This is a genomic window from Cupriavidus sp. DL-D2 (assembly GCF_039710735.1).
Taxonomy (GTDB): Bacteria; Pseudomonadota; Gammaproteobacteria; order Burkholderiales; family Burkholderiaceae; genus Cupriavidus.
This window is the reverse complement of sequence record NZ_JBDKXK010000041.1, coordinates 41,092-63,640: the sequence shown is the minus strand read 5'-3', so window position 1 is coordinate 63,640 and position 22,549 is coordinate 41,092. Positions and strand designations below refer to the sequence as shown.

Here is a 22,549-nt window from a genome sequence, read left to right as displayed (position 1 = left end):
TAAAGTACCGGCGTTTTTTCGTCATGCAGTAGCAGCCTTGCGGCGTACTACTTACATCCCCACGTAGTTCGGACCGCCGCCGCCTTCCGGCGTCACCCAGACGATGTTCTGGGTCGGGTCCTTGATATCGCAGGTCTTGCAGTGCACACAGTTCTGCGCGTTGATCTGCAGGCGTTCCTTGCCGTCATCGTTCTGCACGAATTCGTACACACCGGCCGGGCAGTAGCGCGACTCGGGGCCGGCGTACTTTTCCCAGTTGATGTTCACCGGCACGCTGGCGTCCTTGAGCGTCAGGTGCGCCGGCTGGTTTTCCTCGTGGTTCGTGTTGCTGATGAAGACCGACGACAGTCGGTCGAAGGTCAGCTTGCCGTCCGGTTTCGGATACTCGATCTTCTGGCATTCGGCAGCCGGCTTCAGGTACACGTGGTCCGGCTTCTCGCGGTGGATCGTCCAGGGCGGGTTGCGGATGCCCAGCTTCGGCAGCAGCCATTGCTCGATACCGGTCATCAGCGTGGCGGTGGTGCGGCCCTTCTTGAACCACTGCTTGAAGTTCTTGGCCTGCAGCAGTTCCTTGTGCAGCCAGCTCTTTTCGAAAGCAGCGGGGTAGTCGGACAGTTCGTCGTGCTGACGGCCCGCCTGCAGCGCGTCGTACGCGGCTTCGGCGGCCATCATGCCGGTCTTGATCGCGGCGTGGCTGCCCTTGATGCGAGAGGCGTTCAGGTAGCCCGCGTCGCAGCCCACCAGTGCACCGCCCGGGAATACCGTCTTCGGCAGCGACAGCAGACCACCGGCGGTGATGGCGCGCGCGCCGTAGCCAATGCGCTTGCCGCCTTCAAAGTACTGGCGGATTTCCGGGTGCGTCTTGAAGCGCTGGAATTCCTCGAACGGCGACAGCCACGGATTCGTGTAGTCGAGACCGACCACGAAGCCCACGGCCACCTTGTTGTCTTCCATGTGATAGAGAAACGAGCCGCCGTAGGTGGCCGGGTCCAGCGGCCAGCCGGCCGTGTGGACGACCAGGCCAGGCTGGTGCTTGGCCGGATCGATTTCCCACAGTTCCTTCAGGCCGATACCGTAGCTTTGCGGATCCTTCCCGGCATCGAGCTTGTATTTGGCGATCAGTTGCTTGCCCAGGTGGCCACGTGCGCCTTCGGCAAAGATCGTGTACTTGGCGTGCAGCTCCATGCCGAGCTGGAAGTTCTCGGTGGGTTCGCCTTCCTTGTTGATGCCGAGGTTGCCGGTGGCCACGCCCTTGACGGAGCCATCCTCGTTGTAGAGGACTTCGGCTGCGGGGAAGCCCGGGAAGATTTCCACGCCCAGCGCTTCGGCCTGCTGGCCCAGCCAGCGCACGAAGTTCGACAGGCTGACGATGTAGTTGCCTTCGTTGTGGAAGCACTCGGGCAGCAGCGGGGCACCCTTGGAGCCATTGGCGTCGAGGAACAGGAACTTGTCTTCCGTGACCGGCTGGTTCAGCGGTGCGCCCAGTTCCTTCCAGTTCGGGATCAGCTCGTTCAGCGCAATCGGGTCCATGATGGCGCCCGACAGGATGTGCGCGCCCGGCTCGGAGCCCTTCTCCAGCACGCAGACATTGACGTCGCCGCCTTTCTCCGCGGCCAGCTGCTTCAGGCGGATGGCCGTGGCCAGACCGCCGGGGCCACCGCCGACGATGACGACGTCGTACTCCATGGCTTCGCGCGGGCCGAACTGCTCGACGAGCTGTTGCTGATCCATTGTCTCTAACCCTCTGTTTCTTCTGGGCGGCAATACTGCCGCATGGTTGCAGCGCGTGACTGGTTGCGTGACGCGTGACTGCGGTTTGTGGGATGCGGTGATCGTGCTCTGCGGAACCGGGAACGGGCGGGGCGAGGCGGGCACTGCGCGCGGCCCGGGGTGGCCGGGGTGTCGTCCGCGTGCGGACATGGCGCGGGAACAGGCTCTCCGGCGGATGACCGGGCCTGAACTAGGCGTTTTTCCTCTTTCCCTTTGGGGACCAAGTTCTTAGAATCTTCGGCATTGTCCGGGACTCGCCAACCTCAGGCAAGCAATTTTTTGGAACGACCGTTCTTTTTTTTGGGCGATAGCCGGAACGCATGTCCGGCTCCCGCAGAGCGGAACTGGAACCGCACCGTCCGGCAGGGCCGGATGCTTCAACGCCGAGGTAAACAATGGGTTTGTCGATCAATCTGGAAGGCAAGGTCGCGCTGGTGACCGGTGCCTCGAGCGGACTGGGCACGCGTTTCGCCCATGTGCTGGCGGCTGCGGGCGCCAAGGTGGTGCTGGCCTCGCGCCGGGTGGAACTGCTCAAGGAACTGCGTGCGGCCATCGAGGCCGACGGCGGCAGCGCCCACGTGGTGCGACTCGATGTCACCGACCCCGACAGCATCCGTTCGGCCGTGGCACACGCGGAAACCGAAGCCGGTTCCATCGATATCCTGGTCAACAATTCGGGGGTGTCCACCACGCAGAAGCTGACCGACGTGACCGCCGACGACTTTGATTTCGTGTTCGATACCAACACGCGCGGCGCGTTCTTCGTGGCCCAGGAAGTGGCCAAGCGCATGATCGCGCGGGCCAAGGGCGCCGAGAAACAGGGCAATCCGTTGCCCCAGGCACGCATCGTCAATATTGCGTCGGTAGCCGGTCTCAAGGTACTGTCGCAGATTGGTGTGTATTGCATGAGCAAGGCGGCCGTGGTCCACATGACCAAGGCCATGGCCCTGGAGTGGGCGCGTCACGGTATCAACACGAACGCGATCTGCCCGGGCTACATCGATACCGACATCAACCACCACCACTGGGATACCGATGCGGGGCAGAAGCTGATCCAGATGCTGCCGCGCAAGCGCCTGGGCCAACCCGAAGACCTCGATGGCCTCTTGCTGCTGCTGGCGTCCGATGCATCGCGCTTTATCAATGGCGCGGTGATCACAGCCGACGATGGCATGGTCTGACTTCCACCCGCCCCCGGGAGGAGACAGGCCGACAAGTACATAAGAAGAGAGACGCCCCGGCGGCCGGCAAGGCCCCCGGGCGGCCCGGGACCGGAGGCCGGGTAGCAAAAAATGGATCAAGACAATCAGGCACGGCGCGACGCCGGGCCGCAGCATATCGTCGATTCGGCGATCATTCCCGAAGCGTCCGACGAGGCACGCGACAGCGAATTCCGCATTTCCCCACGTATCGAGGACTGGATCGGCGTCATCGTCATGGTGCTGCTGGTCGCCATCACGTTTGCCAACGTGGTGGTGCGCTATTTCACCGACGAATCGTTCGCCTGGACCGAGGAGTTCTCGGTCTTCCTGATGATCGTGCTGGCGCTCGTGGCGGGCAGCGCGGCCGTGGCGCGCGACCGGAATATCCGCATCGAGTATTTCTTCGAGCGCGGCAGCCCCACCCGGCAGAAGCGGCTGGCCATCCTGTCCGCGCTGGCCGTGGCCGGGATGTTCCTGGCCTTGGCCGTACTCGGCGTACGGATTACCTGGGATGAGTACGCGTTTGGCGAAACCTCGCCCGGTATTGGCGTGCCCGCCTGGTGGTATTCGATCTGGCTGCCGGTGTTGTCGGTAGCCATCGGGCTGCGCGCGCTGGCGCTGGCCTGGCGCAATGTCCGTGCGCTGAAGGCATTGACGACTTCGAAGCAGGGCGGGGAGGGCGCGCAATGATGCTCGTCGCCATCACTCTTTTCGTGGTCTTTATCGGCCTGATGCTGCTGGGCGTGCCGATTGGCGTGTCGCTGGGGCTGGGCGGGCTGGTGGCCATCGGCCTGTCGAATCTCGACACGCAGATGCTCGGCCTGCTGGCCGTGCCGCAGAACTTCTATGCGGGGCTGGCCAAGTACCCGCTGCTGGCCATTCCGATGTTCGTGCTCGTAGGGTCGATCTTCGACCGCTCGGGCGTGGCGGCGCGGCTGGTCACGTTTGCCATTGCCGTGGTGGGGCGTGGGCCGGGCATGCTGCCGCTGGTGGCCATTCTCGTGGCCATGTTCCTCGGCGGTATCTCGGGCTCGGGCCCCGCCAACGCGGCAGCGGTGGGCGGCGTGATGATCGCGGCGATGTCGCGGGCCGGTTATCCGGGCTCGTACAGTGCCGCCGTGGTGGGCGCGGCAGCCGCCACCGACATCCTGATCCCGCCATCGGTCGCGTTCATCATCTACAGCGTACTGGTGCCGGGCGCCTCGGTGCCGGCGCTGTTCGCGGCCGGCCTGATCCCGGGCATCCTGGCCGGCGTGGCGCTGATCGTCCCGGCCGTCTGGCTGGCGCGCAAGCACAACATGGGTGCCGTGGAGGCCGCGCTGCCGCGTCCGCCGTTCTGGAAGAGCCTGCGCGAAGCCGCGTGGGGTCTGGTCGCGCCGTTCCTGATTCTCGGTGGCATGCGCGCGGGCTGGTTCACGCCGACCGAGGCCGCCGTGGTGGCGGTGGTGTACGGGCTGTTCGTCGGCATGGTGATCTACCGCAGCATCGGCATGCGCGACCTGTTCGCGATTTTCCAGGAAGCCGCGGAGACTTCGGCGGTGATCCTGCTTGTGGTCGCGCTGGCCGGTATCTTTGCTTATGCGCTGTCCACGCTCGGCGTGATCGATCCGCTGGCTCACGCCATTGCCAACTCCGGCCTGGGCGAGTACGGCGTGCTGGCGCTGATCGTGCTTTTGCTGATGACGGTAGGCATGTTCCTCGACGGCATCTCGATCTTCCTGATCTTCGTGCCGCTGCTGCTGCCTATCGCCAATGCCTTCCACTGGAATCCGGTATGGTTCGGCGTGGTACTGACGCTGAAGGTGGCGCTGGGCCAGTTCACGCCGCCGCTGGCCGTGAACCTGATGGTGTCGTGCCGCATCGCCAAGGTACGGATGGAGGAAACCGTGCCCTGGGTGATCTGGATGCTGCTGGCGATGTTCATCGCCATGCTGATGGTGCTGGCCTACCCGCCGCTGGCGACATGGCTGCCAGACTATCTGGGCTACTGATTTGCTGAAGACGTTGAAGACATCGACAAGATTGAAAAGAGGAGATTCCCGCATGAAACGCCGTGCCCTGATGCTGTCCGTTGCCGCTTCGATCGCCGCCGCCGCCCTGTTGCCGGCTGCCGCATCGGCCCAGACGTACAAGTCCGAATACAAGATGTCGCTGGTGCTCGGCCCCGCGTTCCCGTGGGGCAAGGGCGGCGAGATCTGGGCCGACCTGGTGCGCCAGCGGACCAGTGGCCGCATCAACATCAAGCTGTATCCGGGTACGTCGCTGGTGGCCGGCGACCAGACGCGCGAGTTCTCGGCCATCCGCCAGGGTGTGATCGACATGGCCATTGGCTCGACCATCAACTGGTCGCCGCAGGTCAAGGAACTGAACCTGTTCTCGCTGCCGTTCCTGATGCCCGACTACAAGGCGCTGGATTCGCTGACGCAGGGCGAAGTGGGCAAGCAACTGTTCACGACGCTGGACAAGGCCGGCGTGGTGCCACTGGCCTGGGGCGAGAACGGTTTCCGCGAAGTGTCGAATTCGAAGCGTGAGATCCGCAAGCCGGAAGACCTCAAGGGCATGAAGCTGCGTGTGGTGGGTTCGCCGCTTTATATCGAAACCTTCAACGCGCTCGGCGCCAATCCGACGCAGATGAGCTGGGCCGACGCCCAGCCCGCCATGGCGTCGGGCGCCGTGGATGGCCAGGAAAATCCGCAGAGCGTGTTCGCGGCCGCCAAGCTGTACACGGTGGGCCAGAAGTACGTGACGACCTGGGGCTACGTGGCTGATCCGTTGATCTTCGTGGTCAACAAGCAGATCTGGGAAAGCTGGACCCCGGCGGATCGCGAGATCGTGAAGCAGGCGGCCATCGACGCCGGCAAGCAGGAAATCGCACTGGCCCGCAAGGGACTGGTCGAGGCTGGCGCCCCGGCGTGGAAGGACATGGAGCAGCACGGCGTGAAGGTCACGTCGCTGACGCCGGCCGAGCACGACGCCTTCAAGAAGGCCACGGCCAAGGTCTACGACAAGTGGAAGAAACAAATCGGCGCCGACCTCGTGACCAAGGCCGAAGCTTCGATCGCCAAGCGCTGATGAAGCACGTCTTCACCTGCGTGATGCCGATCCGGTGGGGTGACATGGATGCCATGGGCCATGTCAACAACACCGTTTACTTCCGCTATCTGGAGCAGGCGCGGATCGAATGGTTCGAGTCGATCGGCCGCAATGGCCGAGACGCCAATGGTCACGGCCCCGTGCTGATCAACGCCCACATGACGTTCCTGAAGCAACTGCGCTATCCCGGCGACATCGAGTGCCGGGTGTACGCGGGAGAGTTGGGGCGTTCGAGCTTTGAGACGCGCATCGAGGTGCGGCGCACCGATCTGCCTGACGTGGTCTGGGCGGAAGGCGGGGCAAAGGTGGTGTGGTGCGACTATGCGGTGGAGAAGAGCGTGCCGGTGCCGGAGGCGATTCGGCAACTGATCGAAGCGTAAGCGTCTGATTATCGCCGGCAGGTCCCCTCTCCCGTGCAACGGGAGAGGGGAGTAAGACAACACCTCAGTGGTTCACCAGCCGCTGCACCAGGTCCACTGCCGTATGGGCCCCGTATTTCTTCATCAGCCGCGCCCGGTAGATATCCACGGTGCGCGGACTGATTGCCAGCAGCTTCCCGATCTGCTTGCTAGTCTTGCCTTCCACAAGTTGCGCGGCGATGTCGCGCTCCCGCGCGGTCAGTTCGGCCGTGACCGGCCGCTTCTGCGACAGATCCTCGAACGTCCAGATGCCGGCGCCCAACGGGTCCTTGCGATCCAGTGAGCGTCCGGTAACGTGGCACCAGAACAGCTCGCCGCTGGCGCGCTTCATGATTCGCTCGTCCGAATACAGGCCCTTGGTGTTCATCACCGGCACGATGCGCGCGCCCGTGCGCTCGAACTCGTCGGCGGTGGGATAGAGCACCTGGAACGATTGGCCCATCAGGGCCTCGCGGGTGGTGCCGAAGATCCGGCAGACCTCGTCGTTGCAATCCTCGATCACCCGGGCGCGCGATAGCACCAGGCCAACCGGGGCCAACTGGAAAGCGGTCTGGTAGTCGATGGACGGCATTATCCCTTATGTACTTTTACGTAATGGCGCTCGCGGCATCCCTTGACGTATGCTCTGGGGCGTCAACGGCGGCGCCTGACCGCCGATTGTACCGTTACAATTTCCGCGCGGGGCTACCCGGCCGCGTAGCGGGACTACCGAGGAAGGAGCAAACATGAACAAGGTCTACGCCAGCGCCGCCGAGGCGCTCGCGGGCGTCGTGCGCGACGGCCAGACGATCGCCGTAGGCGGCTTCGGCCTGTGCGGCATCCCTGAAGCACTGATCGCCGCGCTGCGCGACAGTGGCGCCAAGCAGCTCACCTGCATTTCGAACAACGCGGGCGTCGATGGCTTCGGCCTGGGCCTGCTGCTGGCCACCCGCCAGATCAGCAAGATGATCTCGTCGTACGTCGGTGAAAACAAGGAGTTCGAGCGCCAGTACCTGGCCGGCGAACTCCAGCTCGATTTCACGCCGCAGGGCACGCTGGCCGAAAAGCTGCGCGCTGGCGGCTCGGGCATCCCGGCATTCTTCACCAAGACCGGTGTCGGCACGATCGTCGCCGAAGGCAAGGAAGTACGCGAGTTCAATGGCGAGAAGTACGTCATGGAGCAGGCGCTGGTCTCTGACGTGGCACTGGTCAAGGCACACAAGGCTGACAAGGCCGGCAATCTGGTCTTCCGCCGTACTGCACGCAACTTCAATCCGGTGTGCGCGATGTCGGGCAAGATCACCGTGGCCGAGGTCGAGGAAATCGTCGAGACCGGCGAGATCGATCCGGACGACGTCCACCTGCCGGGCATCTTCGTTCACCGTATCGTGCTGAACAAGACCCCCGAGAAACGCATCGAACAGCGCACCGTGCGTGCCAAGTAAGGAGACAGATCATGGCATGGACACGTGATGAAATGGCCGCGCGCGCGGCCGCGGAACTGCAGGACGGTTTCTATGTGAACCTGGGCATCGGCCTGCCGACGCTGGTGGCCAACCACGTGCCGCAAGGCATGGAAGTGTGGCTCCAATCGGAAAACGGCCTGCTCGGCATCGGCCCGTTCCCGACCGAGGAAGAAGTGGACGCCGACATGATCAATGCCGGCAAGCAGACCGTGACCACGCTGCGTGGCTCGTCGATCTTCTCGTCGGCCGATTCGTTCGCGATGATTCGCGGCGGCAAGATCAACCTGGCCATCCTCGGCGCCATGCAGGTCAGCCAGCGAGGCGACCTGGCCAACTGGATGATTCCGGGCAAGATGGTCAAGGGTATGGGCGGCGCGATGGACCTCGTGGCCGGCGTGGGCCGTGTGGTCGTGCTGATGGAGCATACCGCCAAGAAGAAGGACGGCACGGAGGACATCAAGATCCTCAAGGACTGCAACCTGCCGCTGACCGGTGTAGGCGTGGTGAATCGCATCATCACCGACCTGGCCGTGATCGACGTCACGCCGCAAGGCCTGAAACTTGTGGAAACGGCGCCCGGCGTCACCCGCGAGGAAGTCCAGGCCAAGACTGGCGCGGAGCTGGTTTAAGCCGGGTTTTCTCCCCTCTCCCGCATGGCGGGAGAGGGGAGTAACAACAAACCTCACGCCTTTTTGTTGTAACTCGAAAACACCGAAGCCGCTCCATCCGCCTTCACCAGCAGCACATCAAACGGGTCCTTGCGCGGCCCCATCTCCATGCCCGGCGATCCGACCGGCATACCTGGCACAGCAAGACCCGTCGCCTTCGGCTTCGTCGCCACCAGCTTCTTGATATCTGCTGCAGGCACATGCCCTTCGATGCCATACCCCGCGATCACACCGGTATGGCACGAACCGAAGCGCTCCGGAATCCCGTATTTCTGGCGATACGGACCCGTGTCTTCCACATCATGCGTGGTGACCGTAAAGCCGTTGTCCTGCAGATGCTTGACCCAATCCCCGCAGCAGCCGCAGGTCGGTGTCTTGTAGACGACGATAGCCAGCGGCTTGGCGGACTGCGCTGTCGCCACTAGCGGCGACAGCATCAAGGCTCCGGCGCCCAGCGTTCGCAATGCATCGCGACGCGTTTTCATGATTACCGCTCCTTACTGGGCCACCCAGCCGCCGTCCATGTTCCAGATCGCGCCGCGCACCTGACGCGCAGCTTCGCCCGACAGGAAGACGGCCAGCGCACCGAGTTCTTCAGGCGTGACGAATTGGCCCGAAGGCTGCTTCTCGAGTACCAGCTCGCGCTTGGCCTGCTCCACCGGGATGCCTTCCTTCTGGGCACGCGCCTCGACCTGTTTCTGCACAAGCGGCGTCAGCACCCAGCCCGGGCAGATCGCGTTGGCGGTGATGCCGGTCTGCGCGGTTTCCAGCGCGGTGACCTTGGTGAATCCGACGATGCCGTGTTTCGCCGCCACGTAGGCAGATTTGTTTGCCGAGGCGACCAGGCCATGGGTCGAGGCCACATTGATGATGCGGCCCCAGTTCTTCGCCTTCATCGACGGCAGGGCGAGACGGGTGGTGTGGAATGCGGAGGTCAGGTTGATGGCGATGATCGCGTCCCAGCGGTCGGCCGGGAACTCGTCGATGGGTGCCACGAACTGGATGCCGGCGTTGTTGATCAGGATGTCCACGCCGCCGAAGTCCTTCTCGGCGTAGCGCATCATGTCTTCGATCTCGGCGGACTTGCTCATGTCGGCGCCGTGATAGCCGACCTGGATGCCGCTGCCGGCGGCGGCGATTTCCGCCTTTGCGCCGTCGGCGTCACCGAATCCGTTGACGATGATATTGGCGCCTTGCGCGGCCAGTGCCTGCGCGATGCCAAGTCCGATACCGCTGGTCGAGCCCGTGACCAGTGCCGTCTTGCCTTTGAGCATGTAAGCCTCCGTCGGGAGTGTCAGGATGTGCTGGGGCATTGTACTCGCAGGGCGTACAATCCGGCTTTGGTCTTTGGCAGCAACTGCTCTGCTTTTTGCGCGGCGTTTGACTGCCATTGGCTTTCCGATTTTCGCAGCCATTCCGAAAACTCTACGCCGCAGGGGATGCGGCGGCCTCGCACAGGAGTTCCGATGTCCTCCAGTCCGCGCCTCGGCTTTGTTCAATGCATCAGTCCCGCCGGCCTGCATCGCATGGCCTATCACGAGTGGGGCGACCCGGCCAATCCGCGCGTCCTGTTGTGCGTGCATGGACTGACGCGAACCGGGCGTGATTTCGACACGCTGGCGCATACGATGTCCGACGAGTACCGCGTCGTTTGTCCCGATGTGGTGGGCCGGGGTCGTTCGGAATGGCTGGCTGATCCGAAGCAGTACATCCTGCCGCAGTACGTGGCCGACATGGTCACACTGATTGCGCGGCTCAATGTGGAGCAGGTGGACTGGTTTGGCACGTCGATGGGCGGCCTGATCGGCATGGGACTGGCAGGCTTGCCAAAGTCGCCGGTGCGCAAGCTGTTGCTCAACGATGTGGGGCCGCGCATCACGGCGCAGGCCATCGAGCGTATCGGCGCCTACCTGGGGCTGCCTGTCCGCTTCAAGACGTTCGAGGAAGGACTGGCGTACCTGCAGACAATCAGTGCATCGTTTGGCCGCCACACGCCGGAGCAGTGGCGCGAACTGAATGGCGCGATCCTGAAGCCCGTACAGGGTGACGAGGGCCTGGAGTGGGGCCTCCACTACGATCCGGCGCTGGCCGTGCCGTTCCGCAACACGACACCTGAAGTCGTGCAGGCTGGCGAAGCCGCCCTGTGGCACCTGTTCGAAGCCGCACCGGGCCCCACGCTGGTGGTGCGCGGTGCGCAATCCGACCTGCTGCTTCGCGAGACAGCCGCCGAGATGGTGGCGCGCGGCAAGCAGGTCGAGACCATCGATGTGCCCGACGTGGGGCACGCCCCGACGTTCGTCAACGCGGAGCAGATCGATATTGCCCGGCGCTTTTTCCTGGGCACCTGAACCACCGAACAACCTGAATTCACAACGTAGACATTGTTATGAGCACCAATACCCTGAAGCGCGCCCATGTGGGCAAGCGCCTGTCCGAATATGCGGTCTACAACGGCGTGGTCTACCTGGCTGGCCAGGTTCCCGAAGTCGATCCCAAGGCCGATCTGCGCGGCCAGACACGCGAGGTGCTGGGCCATATCGACCGTCTGCTGGCCGAGGCCGGCAGCGACAAGACACGCATCCTGATGTGCCAGATCTTTCTGACCGACGTGTCGCGCATCGGCGAGATGAACGAGGTCTGGGATGCATGGGTGCCGCAGGGCAACACGCCTCCGCGTGCCACGGTTGAGGCCGCCCTGGCCAATCCCGACTACCTGATCGAAGTGGTGGTGACCGCCGCGCTCAACTGATGGCAGGTGCAGTGACATGGTGACGTCCACGGAGTTGACGGGACAGACGGCTGGCGTTCCGGACGCCGGACTCGTCGAGCGCGCACTCGCCTACGTGCGCGAAGTGGCCGGTGGAGACAACCCGGCACTGTTGCCTACGGGCGAGAGCGTGTTGTCGCACGCCGAAGGCATGCTGCGCATCCTCGATGGCCTGCGCGTGGACGATGCCGCACGCGCAGCTGCCTGCCTGTTCGCGGTAGCGGCCTTCGTGCCTGGCACCGAGGCCGGTATTGCCGAACGATTCGGCGAGGAAGTGTGCCGGCTCGAACGTGGCGTGCGCCAGTTGTTGCGGATCGGCGCCATTGCCGTGACGCAGGCAGATGTATCGGAATCGTCGAAGTCGCAGGCGGCTGCACGGCACGAGCAGGTCGAGGCGCTGCGCAAGATGCTGCTGGCCTTCGCGCAGGATATTCGCGTGGTGCTGGTACGCCTGGCATCGCGTCTGCAGACGCTGCGCTGGCTGGCGCAGACCAAGTCGCTCCCGCTGCCCGGCGTGGCGCGCGAAACGCTCGATATTTATGCGCCGCTCGCCAATCGGCTCGGGATCTGGCAGGTGAAGTGGGAACTCGAAGATCTGGCCTTCCGCTTCGAGCAGCCGGAGACCTACAAGCGCATCGCCAAATTGCTCGACGAAAAGCGCATCGAGCGCGAGAGCTTCATCTCGGGCGCAATCGAGCGACTGCGTTCGGAACTGGATACGGCAGGTATCCGCGCGGAAGTCACAGGGCGTCCCAAGCATATCTACAGCATCTGGAAGAAGATGCGCGGCAAGGAGCTCGACTTTGCCGATCTCTACGACGTGCGCGCGTTCCGCGTGATCGTCAATGACATCAAGGATTGCTACACGGTGCTCGGCATCGTGCATCACATCTGGCAGCCGATTCCACGCGAGTTCGACGACTACATCTCGCGGCCCAAGGCCAACGGCTATATGTCGCTGCACACCGTGGTGATCGGTGACGATGGCCGCGCGTTCGAGGTGCAGATCCGCACGCAGGAGATGCACCACTTCGCCGAATACGGCGTGGCCGCGCACTGGCGCTACAAGGAGGCTGGCGGCAAGGGCTATACCGGGCAGTTCGCGGCCGATAACAGCTACGACGAGAAGATCGCATGGCTGCGACAACTGCTGGCATGGAAGGACGAGGCCGACCATACCGTAGCCCACGAAGATTCTCCGTGGGAGCAATTGAAGCATGCGGCCATCGACGACCATATCTACGTGCTGACGCCCCAGGCGCGCGTGGTGGCGCTGCCGCAGGGCGCCACGCCGGTGGACTTTGCGTACTACCTGCATAGCGATCTGGGCCACCGTTGCCGCGGCGCGCGTGTGGACGGTGCCATGGTGCCGCTCAATACGCCGCTCAAGAACGGGCAGACCGTGGAGATCGTCGCGGTCAAGCAGGGCGGCCCGTCGCGCGACTGGCTCAACGCGGATCTCGGTTACCTGGCCAGCAACCGAGCCCGTTCCAAGGTGCGCGCATGGTTCAATGCATTGGATTCGCAGGAAACCATCGCGCAGGGCCGTGCGCTGATCGAAAAGACGCTGCAGCGCGAGGGCAAGACCGCAGTCAATCTCGATGATCTGGCGACGCGGCTCAACTTCAAGTCCACGGACGAGCTTTACGCCGCGGTGGCCAAGGAAGAGTTCAGCCTGCGTCATGTAGAGCAGGCGCTGCGACATCCGGAAGGTGAGGCCCAGCCGCAAATCAACGAAGAAGAGGCCGTCACCAAGAAGAGTCGCGCGACCAGTGTGGCGCGCGGCGCCAAGAGCGGTGTGCTCGTGGTAGGCGTCGATTCACTGATGACCCAGATGTCGCGCTGCTGCAAGCCGGCGCCGCCCGACGATATCGTCGGCTTTGTCACGCGCGGACGTGGCGTGTCTATCCATCGCCGCAACTGCAATACGTTCCAGCAACTGTCGTCGCGCGCACCAGAGCGGGTGATCCAGACCGAATGGGGCAAGCGCAGCGACTCGGTGTATCCGGTGGATATTCACGTCGAGGCGATCGACCGCCAGGGCTTGTTGCGCGATATTTCCGAAGTACTCTCGCGCGAGAAGATCAACGTGACGGGCGTGAAGACCTTGTCGAGCAAGGGCGTGGCGCGCATGCAGTTCACGGCCGAGGTCGCGGAAGCCACACAGTTGCAGCGCGCGGTATCGTTGATCGAGGAAGTGCAGGGGGTGTTGCACGCGCGGCGAAAATAAGGTTATACTCTGCGCTTCGCTAGGCTCGTAGCTCAGCTGGTTAGAGCACCACCTTGACATGGTGGGGGTCGTTGGTTCGAGTCCAATCGAGCCTACCAACGCACAATGCAGTACAACGCCGGAAGCGCATCATGAACATGACAACTCGAACTACTACCGCTGGTTAGCGACAGTAGTCGAGGTGCGCCTTCGACCCGCAGCGGATGCGGGGGATTCACAGAAAAACGCGGCCTTGGCCGCGTTTTTTTTCGTCTGTCGCTTGCCAGCGTGCTGCTATGCTGCCGCGTCGCCCGTATCCGCCCATGTTTTCGCGGGAGTGCGGTAGCCAGAAGAATGCCATTGCCGGTTTCGTCCGATGTGCGTCTGATCGCATCTGACGGGCTGGCGCTACAAAAGTTGCTATGCTCCGCTCGCCAAGGCACCAGATGCCAGCGCGGAGGAATCCACAAAAGGTGCAATGATGATCGCAATCACGCTGCCGGACGGTTCCCGTCGCGAGTACCCCGGCCCCGTCACGGTGGCAGAAGTGGCGCAGAGCATTGGCTCGGGCCTGGCCAAGGCCGCGCTGGCTGGCAAGGTCGATGGCCGCCTGGTCGACACGAGCTTCCAGATCGATGGTGACGCCTCGCTGGCCATCATCACGGACAAGGATGCCGATGGCGTCGACGTGATCCGCCACTCCACGGCTCACTTGCTGGCCTACGCCGTCAAGGAGCTATACCCGGATGCCCAGGTCACGATTGGCCCGGTTATCGAGAACGGCTTCTACTACGACTTCGCCTACAAGCGCCCCTTCACGCCGGAAGACCTCGCCGCCATCGAGAAGAAGATGACGGAACTCGCCCGCAAGGACGAAAAGGTCACGCGCGAGGTGTTGAGTCGCGACGAGGCTGTGGCGCTGTTCGAGTCGATGGGCGAGAAATACAAGGCCGAGATCATCGGCTCGATTCCCGCAGATCAGGAAATCGGTCTCTATCGCGAAGGTAACTTCGTCGATTTGTGCCGTGGCCCGCACGTGCCGTCAACGGGCAAGCTCAAGGTTTTCAAGCTGATGAAGGTGGCGGGCGCCTACTGGCGCGGCGACTCGAACAACGAGATGCTCCAGCGCATCTACGGCACGGCCTGGGCGAAGAAGGAAGACCAGGAAGCGTACCTCACGATGCTGGAAGAAGCCGAGAAGCGCGACCATCGCCGTCTCGGCAAGACGCTCGACCTGTTCCACCTGCAGGAAGAAGCGCCGGGCATGGTGTTCTGGCATCCGAAGGGCTGGAGCGTCTGGCAAGCCGTGGAGCAATACATGCGCGGCCGCCTGACGGACGGCGGTTACCAGGAAGTGCGTACGCCGCAGGTGATGGATCGTACGCTCTGGGAAAAGTCGGGCCACTGGGAGAACTACAAGGAGAACATGTTCGTCACGGAGTCGGAGAAGCGCGATTACGCGATCAAGCCGATGAACTGCCCGGGCCATGTCCAGATCTTCAATCATGGTCTGCGTTCGTACCGCGACCTGCCGCTGCGCCTCGCAGAATTTGGCGCCTGCCATCGCAACGAGCCGTCGGGCGCGCTGCACGGGCTGATGCGCGTGCGCGGCTTCGTCCAGGACGATGCGCACATTTTCTGCACGGAAGAGCAGATCGTTGCCGAGGCGAAGGCGTTCAACGAACTCGCTTTCTCGGTGTATGACGATTTCGGCTTCAAGGATGTGAAGGTCAAGCTGTCGCTGCGTCCGGAAAAGCGTGCCGGCTCGGACGAGATCTGGGATCACGCCGAAGACGGTTTGCGCACGGCCCTGCGCGCCTGCGGCGTGGAATGGGAAGAGCTGCCGGGCGAGGGTGCCTTCTACGGCCCGAAAGTCGAATATCACATCAAGGATGCGATCGGCCGCTCCTGGCAGTGCGGTACGCTGCAACTGGATCTGGTGCTGCCGGAACGCCTGGATGCCGAGTACGTCTCCGAGGACAATTCGCGGAAACGTCCGGTCATGCTGCATCGCGCAATCCTGGGTTCCTTCGAGCGCTTCCTGGGCATCCTGCTGGAAAATCACGCGGGTGCATTGCCTGCCTGGCTGGCTCCAGAGCAGGTCGTGGTGATGAACATCGCCGAATCGCAGTCGGAATATGCCGAGAGCGTTGTGCAACTCTTGCAAAAACAAGGGTTTAGGGCCAAGGCGGATTTGCGTAACGAGAAAATTACGTATAAAATCCGCGAGCACTCGCTTCAGAAGATCCCTTACCTGTTGGTTGTGGGGGACAAGGAGCGGGACGCCAATCAAGTGGCCGTGCGTGCCCGTGGCAATGTGGATCTGGGTGTCATGCCTGTTTCCGCGTTTGTCGAACGTCTCGAGAAAGACGTTTCCGACAAGGCCTGAGGGTGTGAAGCACGGCTTGTTTTTTTGTCTTCTTGAGGTAACGGAACATCGCTACAGACAAAGGTCACCGTATCAACCGTGAGATCAGCGCGCCTGAGCTGCGCCTGGTAGGGGTTGATAACGAGCAGCTCGGCATCGTCAAGTTCATGGACGCACTGCGCATGGCCGAGGACAAGGACTTGGATCTCGTGGAGATCGCGCCTAACGCGGCTCCGCCCGTAGCCCGGATCATGGACTACGGCAAGTTCAAGTACGAGGAAGCCAAGCGCGCCCATGAGGCCAAGCTCAAGCAGAAGATCATCCAGGTCAAGGAAGTGAAGTTCCGTCCTGGCACGGATGATGGCGACTACAACGTCAAGCTGCGCAACCTGAAGCGCTTCCTGGAAGAAGGGGATAAGACCAAGATCACGCTGCGGTTCCGCGGCCGTGAGATGGCCCACCAGGAAATCGGCGCGCGCGTGCTGGAGCGTCTGAAGACGGACCTGGACGAACTGGGTCAGGTCGAGCAGATGCCGAAGATGGAAGGTCGCCAGATGGTGATGGTCATCGCGCCCAAGAAGAAGAAGTAATTCCTGTGCGGGGTCGACGGCCGGGATGCCATGCATCCCGGCGTTGTCTTGTGCGGAAGCCGTGCGGAGCCACCTTCGGGAGGCTGCGTACAAAAACAAGTGGATGCGGGTCTTGCAAGCGATGGCGTCAGCCGTCCACCTGCATGCATGTCATAGAGCTGGAGTTATTCATGCCTAAGATGAAGACCAAAAAAAGCGCCTCCAAGCGCTTTACGGCACGCCCGAACGGTTCGTTCAAGCGTGGCCAGGCCTTCAAGCGTCACATCTTGACCAAGAAGACCACCAAGAACAAGCGTCAGCTGCGCGGCACCCAGGACGTCCATGAGACGAACCTGAAGTCGGTTCGCGCCATGATGCCCTACGCATAACCTCAACGATAACGAAAGGAGCTTCATATGCCTCGAGTAAAACGTGGGGTCACTGCACGGGCCCGTCACAAGAAAGTCATCGACGCTGCCAAGGGTTACCGCGGCCGTCGCAATAATGTCTACCGTATCGCCAAGCAGGCGGTCATGCGTGCTGGCCAGTACGCATACCGCGATCGTCGCAACAAGAAGCGCGTGTTCCGCGCGCTCTGGATTGCACGTATCAATGCCGCGACGCGTGAGCATGGCATGACCTACAGCGTGTTCATGAACGGTCTGAAGCGCGCTTCGATCGAACTGGACCGCAAGGTGCTGTCGGACATGGCTATCCATGACAAGCCTGCCTTTGCTGCCATCGTCAACCAGGTGAAAGCCACCGTTGCCTGATGCCGGCTGCTGGAAGCGCTGAAAGGCGTTTCCGGGCAAGCACCGACCGCAAGGTTCGCTGAAACGGGGCTCCTTACCGAGCCCCGTTTTCATTGCAGATGCCATTGCGATCCATTGCGAATGCCGTGTCGATCTTCGAAACGCCATTCGCAATGCCGAAGCCAGCCCGCGCGTGATCTGCCGCACGGGATTGGCAACTCTTCCACGTACTGTCCACGTATTGCCGTCATGTCCCTGGATCTGGAACAAATCGTCGCTGACGCACAGGCCGCCTTCGCCGGCGCCAACGACAACGCCACGCTGGAAAACGAAAAAGCCCGCTTCCTGGGCAAGACGGGCGCGTTGACCGAACTGCTCAAGGGCCTGGGCAAGCTGGACCCCGAGGCACGCAAGACCGAGGGCGCCCGCATCAATCAGGTCAAGCAGCAGGTGGAAGCCGCGCTGCAGGCGCGCCGACAGGCGCTGGCCGACGCGCTGATGAACGCACGTCTGGCCGCCGAGGCCATCGACGTGACGCTGCCTGGCCGTGCCGTGGCACGCGGAAGCGTCCACCCCGTGATGCGTACCTGGGAGCGTGTGGAACAGATCTTCGGCTCGATCGGTTTCGATGTGGCCGACGGCCCGGAGATCGAAACCGACTGGATGAACTTCACGGCGCTGAACAACCCGGACAACCATCCGGCACGTTCGATGCAGGATACGTTCTACGTGGACGGCCGCGACAGCGACGACAAGCTGCTGCTCCTGCGCACCCACACCAGCCCCATGCAGGTCCGCTACGCACGCATGCATGTGCAAAAGTACGCGGGCAAGCCGATGCCGCCGATCAAGGTGATCTGCCCCGGCCGCACGTACCGCGTGGATAGCGACGCCACCCACTCGCCGATGTTCAACCAGGTGGAAGGGCTGTGGATCAGCGAGGACGTGAGCTTCGCCGACCTCAAGGGCGTCTATACCGATTTCCTGCGCAAGTTCTTCGAGCGCGACGATATCCAGGTGCGTTTCCGCCCCTCGTACTTCCCGTTCACCGAGCCGTCGGCGGAAATCGACATGGCATTCGGCAATGGCAAGTGGCTCGAGATTTCGGGCTCGGGTCAGGTGCATCCGAACGTGCTGCGCAATATGGGTCTGGACCCGGAGCGTTATATCGGCTTCGCGTTCGGCTCGGGCCTGGAGCGCCTGACGATGCTGCGCTACGGCATCAACGATCTGCGTCTGTTCTTCGAAGGCGACGTGCGCTTCCTGCGCCAGTTCGCCTGAGCCTGCAAGACAGGCCCCAAGACCGACCGCATCGTCAAAGACATCACAGAATACCTACCGGATCAGAAGCGCCATGCAATTCTCGGAATCCTGGCTTCGTACTTTCGCCAATCCTGAAAAGATTTCCACCGACGCGCTTTCGCACGCCCTGACCATGGCCGGGCTCGAAGTGGAAGAGGTGGGCCCGGTTGCGCCACCGTTCAACAAGATCGTTGTGGCCAATGTACTGGCCACCGAGCGCCATCCAGATGCCGATCGTCTCAACGTTTGCCGTGTCGACGTCGGCACGGGTGAGCCGCTGCAGATCGTGTGCGGCGCGCCCAACGTCAAGCCCGGCATCAAGGTGCCGTGCGCGCTGGTGGGCGCGGTGCTGCCGCCGGCCGAGACCGGCGGCAAGCCTTTCGAAATCAAGGTGGGCAAGCTGCGTGGCGTGGAAAGCTACGGCATGCTGTGCTCGGCGCGCGAACTGAAGCTGTCGGAAGATGCTGGTGGCCTTCTGGTGCTGCCCGAGGATGCGCCGGTCGGCCAGGACATCCGCCAGTACCTCGATCTGGACGATCAGGTTTTCACGATCAAGCTGACGCCGAACAAGGCCGACTGCCTGTCGATCCATGGCGTGGCGCGTGAAGTGTCGGCGCTGACCGGCGCGGAACTGACGCTGCCGTCGATGACGCCGGTTGCAGTGACCCTGCAGGACAAGCTGCCGGTCAAGATTTCGGCGCCGGACCTCTGCGGCCGCTTCTCCGGTCGCGTGATCCGTGGTGTGAACGCACATGCGGCCACGCCGGCGTGGATGGTTCAGCGCCTGGAGCGCTCGGGCCAGCGCAGCATCTCGGCACTGGTCGACATCTCGAACTACGTGATGCTTGAGCTGGGCCGTCCGTCGCACGTGTTCGATCTGGACAAGATTCACGGCGGCCTCGACGTGCGTTGGGGTCGCAAGGGCGAGCAGATCAAGCTGCTGAATGGCAATACCGTCGAAGTGGACGAACAGGTGGGTGTGATCGCCGACGACAAGGAGATCGAGAGCCTGGCCGGCATCATGGGTGGCGACAGCACCGCTGTCACGCTCGACACCACGAACATCTATCTGGAAGCCGCGTTCTGGTGGCCGAACGCCATCCAGGGTCGCGCGCGTCGCTACAACTTCTCGACGGATGCCGCGCATCGCTTCGAGCGTGGTGTGGATTACGCCACGACCGTCGAACATATCGAGCGGATCACATCGCTGATTCTCGATATCTGCGGTGGCCAGGCTGGCCCGGTGGATGACCAGATCGTCAACCTGCCGCAGCGCAAGCCGGTGCAATTGCGTGTGGCGCGTGCCGAGCGCGTGTTGGGCATCGAGCTGTCGTCGGCGGAAATTGCCGACGTGTTCCTGCGTCTCAAACTCCCGTTCACGCGCGTGCAGGGTGCCGAGGGCGAAGTGTTCGAGGTCACGCCGCCGAGCTATCGCTTCGACATCGAGATCGAGGAAGACCTGATCGAGGAAGTGGCGCGTATCTATGGCTTCGAGCGTATCCAGGCACGTCCGCCGATCGCCGAGAGCGAGATGCGTCCGACCAACGAAGCCCGTCGTTCGCAGCACGTGGTGCGCCATGCGCTGGCCGCGCGTGACCTGAACGAAGTCATCAATTTCGCGTTTGTCGAAGAAAAGTGGGAGCTTGATTTCGCTGCCAACGACAACCCGATCCGCCTGCTGAATCCGATTGCCAGCCAACTGGCCGTGATGCGTTCGACGCTGATCGGCGGACTGGTCGACAAGGTGCGCTACAACCTCAACCGCAAGGCTTCGCGCGTACGTCTGTTCGAGGTGGGGCGCGTGTTCCACCGTGACGCCAACGTGGCCGACGGCGGCCTCACCGTGGCTGGCTACCATCAACCGATGATGGCGGCGGGCATTGCCTATGGTCCGGCGTTCGAAGAGCAGTGGGGCGTGGCCACGCGCCAGGTCGATTTCTTCGACATCAAGGGCGATGTCGAGGCGCTGTTCCATCCGCGCACGCCGCGCTTCGAACCGGTCGCGCATCCGGCGCTGCATCCGGGCCGTGCTGCGCGCGTCATCGTGGATGGCAAGCCGGTGGGCGTGGTGGGTGAGTTGCATCCGCGATGGCTGCAGGAGTATGAACTGACGAACGCGCCAGTGGTGTTCGAACTGGAACTGGACGCGCTGCGTGACGTGGGCATGCCCGTCTATACCGAAGTGTCGAAATTCCCTGCTGCCGTGCGGGATCTGGCCGTCGTGGTCAAGCAGTCCGTCCGCGTTCAGGACATGGCGGACGCGATGCGTACGGCGCTGGACAAGGCCGGTCTTGGTCACTTCGTGCAAGCGCTGGTGCTGTTCGACGAATTCCGTCCCAAGGCCGCTTCGGCGTCGATTGGGGCCGACGAGAAAAGCCTTGCGTTCCGCGTGACGTTGCAAGATACTGGGGCGACCCTCCAGGACGAGACCGTCGACAACGCGGTGCGCTGCATGGTCGATGCGCTGACGGCAGGCTTTGATGCCCGTCTGCGCGGTTGAGCGGTAGCCCGCATCAGGAGCGCCCGGACACAGCTTCCGGGCGGATCGCCAGACAGTACTAAGAGAGCGATCAAGGATGAACGATCGAGACGCGATTTCCATGAATGCTGCAGACCTTGGCGAGGCGAGCGACCGGCACGCTGCCTCCCTCGACGACGCATCGCCGGAAGCCCGCGCGACCGAGGTGCCCACGCTGACGAAGGCCGAACTCGCAGAGATGCTGTTCGATCAGGTCGGCCTGAACAAGCGCGAATCGAAAGACATGGTCGAAGCGTTTTTCGACGTCATTCGCGAAGCGCTGGAGCAGGGCGACAGCGTCAAGCTGTCCGGCTTCGGTAACTTCCAGTTGCGCGACAAGGCACAACGCCCCGGCCGTAACCCCAAGACAGGCGAAATCATTCCCATCACCGCAAGACGGGTGGTGACGTTCCACGCCAGCCAGAAGCTCAAGAGCCTGGTCGAGGAGCGCGCGGACGCGGCTGTCCCCGGCTAAGCGGATCCGTTGCCTGCGCATGCATGGTCGGAGCAAATTCCGGCGATGCATGCGAGACATCGGCACGTCCGTCGCGGTTGCCACACACTTGCCACACCTGCCCCATACGGGTGGATTGCCCGAGGGGGTGGCAGTCTGTATCCTGCAATGCCGCGCGTACGTTGCGCCAACAGCATGGGCCGACGGCCTGATACCAGCACCTCCATCGCATGACGGACAAAGCCAGCGAGCGCATCGCGTTGCCGCCGATTCCCGCAAAGCGCTACTTCACCATCGGTGAGGTGAGCGAGCTGTGCGCCGTCAAGCCGCATGTGCTGCGGTATTGGGAGCAGGAGTTCACCCAACTCAAGCCCGTCAAGCGACGCGGGAATCGTCGCTACTACCAGCACCACGAAGTCTTGCTGATCCGCCGCATCCGCGAGCTGCTCTACGAACAAGGCTTCACGATCAACGGTGCTCGCAACCGCCTCGACGAAGGGCGTCACCATGCAGCGATGCATGCAGAGATTGACGAAGTGCAAACGACAGACGCGACACCGGCGCCACTGCTATCGGTCGACCTCAATACACTGCGCAACGAACTCGTCGATGTGCAGCATCTCCTCGCGCAACTCAAGCAGATTGCACGCATCGAATAAATTGCGCGCAAACCACTAGCCATTCACGATGGCTCTGATATACTCTCGTTCTTCTTCGGGGCGTAGCGCAGCCTGGTAGCGTACCTGCATGGGGTGCAGGTGGTCGGAGGTTCAAATCCTCTCGCCCCGACCAGAATTAAAAACCCGCTTGGTGTGAGCCAAGCGGGTTTTTTCATTTGCGCGAATTGCTACGTATCACCTGCGTCAAACCGCAACCTTTCCTTACATCTCCGACATTGTTCCGTGCGGGAGATCGTCTAGCCTTAACCCCATTCATTGAACTGGACAGGCGCCGCACGCGAAGGGTATCGTCGTGCGGCCGGGTGTTAGCTGATGAGTTGGCGTGACGTTTTT

At 62.6% G+C, this 22,549-nt stretch carries 22 protein-coding genes and 2 tRNA genes; 20 read left to right on the top strand and 4 right to left on the bottom strand.

The annotated features are described in order from the left end of the window. Positions 1-51 precede the first annotated feature (51 nt). Positions 52-1,731, bottom strand: coding sequence for an electron transfer flavoprotein-ubiquinone oxidoreductase (locus ABDB81_RS20785; RefSeq protein WP_137925772.1), 1,680 nt, complete (start codon positions 1,729-1,731; stop codon positions 52-54). 434 nt (positions 1,732-2,165) lie between these two features. On the opposite strand from ABDB81_RS20785, the gene ABDB81_RS20780 reads away from it, so the two are divergent. From ABDB81_RS20780 to ABDB81_RS20760, 5 genes are all read left to right on the top strand, one after another. Further along, positions 2,166-2,951, top strand: coding sequence for an SDR family oxidoreductase (locus tag ABDB81_RS20780; protein WP_137925773.1), 786 nt, complete (start codon positions 2,166-2,168; stop codon positions 2,949-2,951). A gap of 111 nt (positions 2,952-3,062) precedes the next feature. After that, the gene (locus tag ABDB81_RS20775; RefSeq protein WP_346813318.1) at positions 3,063-3,662 is read left to right on the top strand and encodes a TRAP transporter small permease; all 600 of its coding nucleotides are present in this window, start codon (positions 3,063-3,065) and stop codon (positions 3,660-3,662) included. Next, entirely contained in the window at positions 3,659-4,963 is a 1,305-nt protein-coding gene (locus ABDB81_RS20770) for a TRAP transporter large permease (protein WP_346813315.1), read from the top strand. The genes ABDB81_RS20775 and ABDB81_RS20770 overlap by 4 nt, the downstream gene beginning before the upstream one ends. A gap of 52 nt (positions 4,964-5,015) precedes the next feature. Then, positions 5,016-6,044 (top strand): DctP family TRAP transporter solute-binding subunit, encoded by a 1,029-nt coding sequence (locus ABDB81_RS20765; RefSeq protein ID WP_160472067.1) that lies wholly within the window; start codon positions 5,016-5,018, stop codon positions 6,042-6,044. Beyond that, positions 6,044-6,445: a thioesterase family protein gene (locus tag ABDB81_RS20760; RefSeq protein WP_137925777.1), complete on the top strand. Its 402-nt coding sequence runs from the start codon at positions 6,044-6,046 to the stop codon at positions 6,443-6,445. Before ABDB81_RS20765 ends, ABDB81_RS20760 begins: the two co-directional genes overlap by 1 nt. Positions 6,446-6,509: 64 nt before the next feature. On the opposite strand, the gene ABDB81_RS20755 is transcribed toward ABDB81_RS20760, so the two are convergent. Then, positions 6,510-7,055 carry a PAS and helix-turn-helix domain-containing protein gene (locus ABDB81_RS20755; RefSeq protein ID WP_137925778.1) on the bottom strand — a complete coding sequence of 182 codons (546 nt, stop codon included), beginning with the start codon at positions 7,053-7,055 and terminating at the stop codon, positions 6,510-6,512. A gap of 154 nt (positions 7,056-7,209) precedes the next feature. On the opposite strand from ABDB81_RS20755, the gene ABDB81_RS20750 reads away from it, so the two are divergent. Both ABDB81_RS20750 and ABDB81_RS20745 read left to right on the top strand, forming a co-directional pair. Further along, positions 7,210-7,908 carry a CoA transferase subunit A gene (locus ABDB81_RS20750; protein ID WP_137925779.1) on the top strand — a complete coding sequence of 233 codons (699 nt, stop codon included), beginning with the start codon at positions 7,210-7,212 and terminating at the stop codon, positions 7,906-7,908. An 11-nt stretch (positions 7,909-7,919) separates the two neighbouring features. Next, positions 7,920-8,558: a CoA transferase subunit B gene (locus ABDB81_RS20745; RefSeq protein WP_137925780.1), complete on the top strand. Its 639-nt coding sequence runs from the start codon at positions 7,920-7,922 to the stop codon at positions 8,556-8,558. A gap of 53 nt (positions 8,559-8,611) precedes the next feature. Here the strand turns inward: ABDB81_RS20745 and ABDB81_RS20740 are convergent, their stop codons facing one another. Then, positions 8,612-9,082 (bottom strand): DUF411 domain-containing protein, encoded by a 471-nt coding sequence (locus ABDB81_RS20740; protein WP_137925781.1) that lies wholly within the window; start codon positions 9,080-9,082, stop codon positions 8,612-8,614. 12 nt (positions 9,083-9,094) lie between these two features. Then, entirely contained in the window at positions 9,095-9,871 is a 777-nt protein-coding gene (locus ABDB81_RS20735) for a 3-hydroxybutyrate dehydrogenase (RefSeq protein WP_346813312.1), read from the bottom strand. A gap of 192 nt (positions 9,872-10,063) precedes the next feature. Here ABDB81_RS20735 and ABDB81_RS20730 point away from each other — a divergent pair, with 192 nt between their 5' ends. The 13 genes from ABDB81_RS20730 to ABDB81_RS20670 all read left to right on the top strand — a co-directional run bounded on the left by ABDB81_RS20730 (position 10,064) and on the right by ABDB81_RS20670 (position 22,328). Continuing rightward, a complete protein-coding gene (locus ABDB81_RS20730; protein ID WP_346813310.1) occupies positions 10,064-10,945 on the top strand; it encodes an alpha/beta hydrolase in 882 nt (293 codons plus the stop codon). Between the two features lie 38 nt (positions 10,946-10,983). Continuing rightward, entirely contained in the window at positions 10,984-11,346 is a 363-nt protein-coding gene (locus ABDB81_RS20725) for a RidA family protein (protein WP_137925784.1), read from the top strand. 16 nt (positions 11,347-11,362) lie between these two features. Next, on the top strand, positions 11,363-13,594 hold the full coding sequence (locus tag ABDB81_RS20720; protein WP_160472071.1) for a bifunctional (p)ppGpp synthetase/guanosine-3',5'-bis(diphosphate) 3'-pyrophosphohydrolase: 2,232 nt from the start codon (positions 11,363-11,365) through the stop codon (positions 13,592-13,594). A gap of 21 nt (positions 13,595-13,615) precedes the next feature. Further along, positions 13,616-13,692 (top strand) — tRNA-Val (locus ABDB81_RS20715). A gap of 362 nt (positions 13,693-14,054) precedes the next feature. Then, entirely contained in the window at positions 14,055-15,962 is a 1,908-nt protein-coding gene (gene thrS / locus ABDB81_RS20710; RefSeq protein ID WP_160473233.1) for a threonine--tRNA ligase, read from the top strand. A gap of 47 nt (positions 15,963-16,009) precedes the next feature. Further along, a complete protein-coding gene (gene infC, locus ABDB81_RS20705; protein ID WP_130390413.1) occupies positions 16,010-16,531 on the top strand; it encodes a translation initiation factor IF-3 in 522 nt (173 codons plus the stop codon). A gap of 170 nt (positions 16,532-16,701) precedes the next feature. Further along, a complete protein-coding gene (gene rpmI, locus ABDB81_RS20700; protein ID WP_006575466.1) occupies positions 16,702-16,899 on the top strand; it encodes a 50S ribosomal protein L35 in 198 nt (65 codons plus the stop codon). 27 nt (positions 16,900-16,926) lie between these two features. Next, positions 16,927-17,283, top strand: coding sequence for a 50S ribosomal protein L20 (gene rplT, locus ABDB81_RS20695; RefSeq protein WP_071070014.1), 357 nt, complete (start codon positions 16,927-16,929; stop codon positions 17,281-17,283). Between the two features lie 234 nt (positions 17,284-17,517). Continuing rightward, positions 17,518-18,543 carry a phenylalanine--tRNA ligase subunit alpha gene (pheS, locus tag ABDB81_RS20690; protein WP_171020427.1) on the top strand — a complete coding sequence of 342 codons (1,026 nt, stop codon included), beginning with the start codon at positions 17,518-17,520 and terminating at the stop codon, positions 18,541-18,543. A 73-nt stretch (positions 18,544-18,616) separates the two neighbouring features. Continuing rightward, complete coding sequence (gene pheT / locus ABDB81_RS20685) at positions 18,617-21,064, top strand: phenylalanine--tRNA ligase subunit beta (RefSeq protein ID WP_346813307.1); 2,448 nt, start codon at positions 18,617-18,619, stop codon at positions 21,062-21,064. A 76-nt stretch (positions 21,065-21,140) separates the two neighbouring features. Further along, on the top strand, positions 21,141-21,557 hold the full coding sequence (locus tag ABDB81_RS20680) for an integration host factor subunit alpha (protein WP_137925788.1): 417 nt from the start codon (positions 21,141-21,143) through the stop codon (positions 21,555-21,557). 209 nt (positions 21,558-21,766) lie between these two features. Then, on the top strand, positions 21,767-22,195 hold the full coding sequence (locus tag ABDB81_RS20675) for a MerR family transcriptional regulator (RefSeq protein WP_137925789.1): 429 nt from the start codon (positions 21,767-21,769) through the stop codon (positions 22,193-22,195). 56 nt (positions 22,196-22,251) lie between these two features. Beyond that, positions 22,252-22,328, top strand: a tRNA-Pro gene (locus ABDB81_RS20670). Positions 22,329-22,549 lie beyond the last annotated feature (221 nt).

Coding starts and splice junctions, on each gene's coding strand:
- ABDB81_RS20785 (WP_137925772.1), bottom strand. CDS start 1,731: ATGGATCAGCAACAGCTCGTCGAGCAGTTCGGCCCGCGCGAAGCCATG.
- ABDB81_RS20780 (WP_137925773.1), top strand. CDS start 2,166: ATGGGTTTGTCGATCAATCTGGAAGGCAAGGTCGCGCTGGTGACCGGT.
- ABDB81_RS20775 (WP_346813318.1), top strand. CDS start 3,063: ATGGATCAAGACAATCAGGCACGGCGCGACGCCGGGCCGCAGCATATC.
- ABDB81_RS20770 (WP_346813315.1), top strand. CDS start 3,659: ATGATGCTCGTCGCCATCACTCTTTTCGTGGTCTTTATCGGCCTGATG.
- ABDB81_RS20765 (WP_160472067.1), top strand. CDS start 5,016: ATGAAACGCCGTGCCCTGATGCTGTCCGTTGCCGCTTCGATCGCCGCC.
- ABDB81_RS20760 (WP_137925777.1), top strand. CDS start 6,044: ATGAAGCACGTCTTCACCTGCGTGATGCCGATCCGGTGGGGTGACATG.
- ABDB81_RS20755 (WP_137925778.1), bottom strand. CDS start 7,055: ATGCCGTCCATCGACTACCAGACCGCTTTCCAGTTGGCCCCGGTTGGC.
- ABDB81_RS20750 (WP_137925779.1), top strand. CDS start 7,210: ATGAACAAGGTCTACGCCAGCGCCGCCGAGGCGCTCGCGGGCGTCGTG.
- ABDB81_RS20745 (WP_137925780.1), top strand. CDS start 7,920: ATGGCATGGACACGTGATGAAATGGCCGCGCGCGCGGCCGCGGAACTG.
- ABDB81_RS20740 (WP_137925781.1), bottom strand. CDS start 9,082: ATGAAAACGCGTCGCGATGCATTGCGAACGCTGGGCGCCGGAGCCTTG.
- ABDB81_RS20735 (WP_346813312.1), bottom strand. CDS start 9,871: ATGCTCAAAGGCAAGACGGCACTGGTCACGGGCTCGACCAGCGGTATC.
- ABDB81_RS20730 (WP_346813310.1), top strand. CDS start 10,064: ATGTCCTCCAGTCCGCGCCTCGGCTTTGTTCAATGCATCAGTCCCGCC.
- ABDB81_RS20725 (WP_137925784.1), top strand. CDS start 10,984: ATGAGCACCAATACCCTGAAGCGCGCCCATGTGGGCAAGCGCCTGTCC.
- ABDB81_RS20720 (WP_160472071.1), top strand. CDS start 11,363: ATGGTGACGTCCACGGAGTTGACGGGACAGACGGCTGGCGTTCCGGAC.
- thrS (WP_160473233.1), top strand. CDS start 14,055: ATGATCGCAATCACGCTGCCGGACGGTTCCCGTCGCGAGTACCCCGGC.
- rpmI (WP_006575466.1), top strand. CDS start 16,702: ATGCCTAAGATGAAGACCAAAAAAAGCGCCTCCAAGCGCTTTACGGCA.
- rplT (WP_071070014.1), top strand. CDS start 16,927: ATGCCTCGAGTAAAACGTGGGGTCACTGCACGGGCCCGTCACAAGAAA.
- pheT (WP_346813307.1), top strand. CDS start 18,617: ATGCAATTCTCGGAATCCTGGCTTCGTACTTTCGCCAATCCTGAAAAG.
- ABDB81_RS20680 (WP_137925788.1), top strand. CDS start 21,141: ATGAACGATCGAGACGCGATTTCCATGAATGCTGCAGACCTTGGCGAG.
- ABDB81_RS20675 (WP_137925789.1), top strand. CDS start 21,767: ATGACGGACAAAGCCAGCGAGCGCATCGCGTTGCCGCCGATTCCCGCA.